Genomic DNA, 3,794 nt, shown 5'->3' on the forward strand with positions numbered 1-3,794 from the left:
CAGGGTGGAGGGCGGCGACGACGTAGGGCCGCACTCCATCCGGCAGCGCTGTCGGGCGCCAGGCGCGTACGTGGTCACCGTGATGGGCGGCGACGGCGGAAGCGGGGCGGTGGGCGGGGTCCGCGGGTCTTCGTCGCCGGGGGCAGCCGCCGGGTCCACACGGCGGACGCCGGTAGGGCGGTGACCTGGGTGAACACTCCCTGTTAGGTGCAGGCGGGACCGGGATGCGCGCCCCGCGACGCCCGCGAGGGCTCCGGAGCGGCAGCCTTCCGGGCACCTCGGACGCCCTGGAGCCATCCAGCGTCGTGAAATCGACGCTTTGAGGCCGAACGGGTGTCGATTCCGAAACGCAGGATCACCGGCCCCCACGTGCACCCGATATGTCCACTTCCCGCCTTGCGGAGGCAACGAGTGTGCTGTTTCGACCACTCTGGCGCATCCAGTGTGCACTTTTCTCCACACCGGATCACCGAACCGGCCCTCCTGTGCCCGGTAGACCCGGCATCCGGCGGGCGCACCGGCCCGGCGGCCGCCANCGACCGCGCACGACCACCGCCCACCCGGCCGCGCAGCCGACCCGGACTGCGGGGAACCCGCCGCCCGGCCGACAGGACCAGGGAACCGCCCCCTCTCCCCCCGTCGCCGCCGGTCACGGCGACCACGCATACGCCACGCGGCCGACAGCGCTGCGGCACCTCTCCTCGGACGCGCGTCGGCCCCGGCCCTTGCTCGGGGCCGGGGCCGGAGCCGACGCGGGGGCTAGACCCAGGAGTCGAAGTTGCCCGACTCCTCCTCGACCGTGGTCTCCGGGCCGCGGTCGGGCAGGACGCGGGTGTCCGGCGGCAGGGACAGCAGCACCTCGCCCACCGAGTGCAGCTGCCGGGTGTAGTCGATGTAGCCCTCGCCCACCGTGCCCAGCTCGCCCGCGAGCAGCGTGTCGCCGCTGAAGACGGCGCCGATCTGGGAGATGTAGTAGCCGACGCTGCCCGACGAGGTCCCGGGCAGGCCCAGCACGTCGATCTCCAGGTCGCCCGCGCTGAACGAGCCCCCCGCCTCGATCTCGATCTCCGGCGGGTGCTCGGCGCCGTGCACCTTGCGCCACGGGCGCAGCTCCCGGCGGTGCAGCGCGATGGGGGCCTCGTCGCGCTCGGCCACCTTCACCGCCGCGCCGATGTGCGTGTTGTAGCCGTTGGTGCAGGCCACCAGGTACACCTCGCGGTCGCCGACGGCCTCCATGACCGCCTCGGCGTCGTGGGCGGGGTCGATGACGATGACCCCTTCGTCGTCGGCCTTCACCACCCAGGTGTTGTTGACGACCTTGTACTCCTCGCCGTCGACCTCCAGCGTCCCGGCGGTGCGCACGCGCTGGACGCCGTCGTCGTCGGGCTCGTCGATGCCCGGCTCCTCGGGCTCGATCTCCCGCCTCTTCTTGGCGACGGGCTCATCGTCGGATTCGTCCTCGGACTCGGACTCGTCCTCATCGTCCTCGGCCTCTTCACCGTCCGCGCCGGCGGCCTCGGACCCCGCCCCGGCCTCGGATTCGGAGGAGGGGTCGCCGTCCTCGGAGTCGCCGTCCGTGTCCTTCCCGGACTCGGACCTCTTCCCGGCCTGCTCGCCGGAGTCGTCCTCGTCGGCCGCGGCCTTCTTCTCCGGCTCCTTCTCCTCGGAGCCCTCGGAGTCCTCGGTGTCGGTGGGCTCCTCGGCGGACTTCCCGGCGGGCTTCTCCCCGGCGGCCTCGCCGTCCTCGCCGCCCTGGGCGCCGTCCTCGTCCGCCTGATCCGCCTTGTCCGCGGTCTTCACGTCGGACCCGGCCTCCTCGTCGGAGGCCTCCTTCTCGTCCGCGGACTCGTCGATCGCCACCGCGGAGGCCTCCTCGGCCTCGCCGGTCCCCTTCTTCTTGCCCTTCCGCTTCCAGAACACGGTGCCGACCCTTCGATTCGCGTCCGAACTTCCGATACGTGCGGGACCATTGTGGCGGCCCCGGCGGGTGCGCCGGTACCCCGCGCACGCGACCGGTCAGCCTGGCATCCGGCCGCTAAGCCTTCCATAAGCGGCGCTGGTCACCCCCGGGTGATCGGCGCGGCGCCGGTGGCGGGCGCCGTCAGGCGCTCGAACTCCTCCGGCGCCGTCGTGCGCGCCCCGATCCGGCGGCCGGTCAGCTCCCCGTGGTCGTCGCTGGACCCGGTCACCGCCAGCCCCAGGTCGCGGGCCACACCCCGCCAGTGCTCCGCCTCGGCCTCCTCGTGGTTCGGGTGGTCCGCCTCGACCGCGCCCAGCCCGGCGCGCGCCATCCGCTCCACCAGGTCCTCGGGGACCGCCCCGGTCAGCATGCCCTCCGACCGGGCCGGGTGCGCCAGCGAGCACACCCCTCCGGCCGCGCGCACCGCCTCCACGGCGCGCACCGGGTCGAGGGCGTAGCGGGCCACGTAGGCGGGCCCGCCGGAGCCGATCCACCGGTCGAAGGCGTCCTGGACGTCGGCGGCGCCCCCGGCCTCGACGATGGCTCGGGCGATGTGCGGGCGCCCCACGACCACGCCCGCCTCCCGCGCCCCGGCGTCTCCGGCGCCCCCGAAGGCGATCTCGCACACCCGATCCCAGGTGACGGCGAGCCCGGCCTCCCCCAGCAGCCGCACCATCTCGCGCGCCCGCATCACCCGGTCGTCGCGGATCCGGCGCAGCTCCCCGGCCAGCTCCGGGGCGTCGGCGTCGAAGAGGTAGGCGGCCAGGTGCACGCTGGCCCCCTGGTGGGCGCAGGACAGCTCCATGCCGGGGATCAGGGTGAAGCCGGGGGGAAGCGCCTTCGCGGCCTCGGGGATGCCCGCGACGGTGTCGTGGTCGGTGAGCGCGAGCACGTTCACCCCCGCCGCGCGCGCGTGGCCGACGACGTCGGCGGGGGCGTCGGTCCCGTCGGAGACCGCGCTGTGCGTGTGCAGGTCGATACGAGTGCGCGTCACCGGACCGATTCTAGGGACCTACTCGTCGTCCACCGGCCGCAGCGCGGCCTCCAGGAACGGCGACGGCGCCCCGAACGGCGGCGGCAGGGTCGCCCCGTCCACCCGGTCGCGCAGGTCCCGCAGGCCGGACAGTTCGCAGGTCAGGACCCCGGTGTCGGCGGGGCTCAACACCAGCCACAGCCAGCTCGCGTACGCCTCGCCCGCGTAGACGGCGGTGCGCGCCCCGCCGGTGTCCACGCTCCACATCGGGATGTCGTGGCCGCCGTGGCGCACCCGCAGCTCCGGCGGGCCCTTGTCGAACCCGGCACCGGGGTCGGGGCCGATCAGCCCGGCCAGCCGCGCCCCCAGGCCGACGCCGGGGTCCTCGGCGACGAACGCCATCTCTCCCACGCCGCCGAGCGGCGCGGGCCCGGAGAGGGCGACCGCGATGCCGAGCGCGCCGCTGCGCTCGTCACCAGCGTGCGCGAAGCCGGTGACCACCCAGCCCACCGGCAGCGGCCACGGCAGCCACACCGGCACCTGGGCGGCGTCCAGCACGAGGTCCAATGAGGTCTCGCCCGGTTCGCGGGGCGGCTGCAGCGGCGCCACCGGGCCGTGTGCGGCGCACTGCCAGGCGCTCGTCCACAGGCCCGGGGGCCGGACGCGGCGCCCGCAGCGGGGACACGAGGGTTCTCGCAACATGGTCACCCCGATGGATACCCCGCCGACCTGCGCGGAAACTCCGCACGTGCAGGTGGGCGGGCCGGGGTCAGGGGGCGGCCGGTCCGCCCGCGGGCGGCGGCTCCCGGTAGGGCCCGGCACCGTTCCCGCCCGGGTAGGGGCCCGGCGGCGGGGGGGGGG

At 75.1% G+C, this 3,794-nt stretch carries 3 protein-coding genes; all 3 read right to left on the bottom strand.

Annotated features, from left to right (window positions below):
* Positions 1-759: 759 nt before the first annotated feature.
* The 3 genes from D476_RS0128715 to D476_RS0128725 all read right to left on the bottom strand — a co-directional run bounded on the left by D476_RS0128715 (position 760) and on the right by D476_RS0128725 (position 3,635).
* Positions 760-1,920: an MBL fold metallo-hydrolase gene (locus D476_RS0128715; RefSeq protein ID WP_017627334.1), complete on the bottom strand. Its 1,161-nt coding sequence runs from the start codon at positions 1,918-1,920 to the stop codon at positions 760-762.
* A 140-nt stretch (positions 1,921-2,060) separates the two neighbouring features.
* Positions 2,061-2,954 carry a PHP domain-containing protein gene (locus tag D476_RS0128720; protein WP_017627335.1) on the bottom strand — a complete coding sequence of 298 codons (894 nt, stop codon included), beginning with the start codon at positions 2,952-2,954 and terminating at the stop codon, positions 2,061-2,063.
* 18 nt (positions 2,955-2,972) lie between these two features.
* Positions 2,973-3,635: a DUF6758 family protein gene (locus tag D476_RS0128725; protein WP_083939683.1), complete on the bottom strand. Its 663-nt coding sequence runs from the start codon at positions 3,633-3,635 to the stop codon at positions 2,973-2,975.
* Positions 3,636-3,794 lie beyond the last annotated feature (159 nt).

Origin of the sequence: Nocardiopsis chromatogenes YIM 90109, assembly GCF_000341185.1 — a bacterium.
Taxonomy (GTDB): domain Bacteria; phylum Actinomycetota; class Actinomycetes; order Streptosporangiales; family Streptosporangiaceae; genus Nocardiopsis_A; species Nocardiopsis_A chromatogenes.

Excerpts from the sequence above, each read along its gene's own strand:
- D476_RS0128725 (WP_083939683.1), bottom strand. The coding sequence starts at position 3,635 with ATGTTGCGAGAACCCTCGTGTCCCCGCTGCGGGCGCCGCGTCCGGCCC.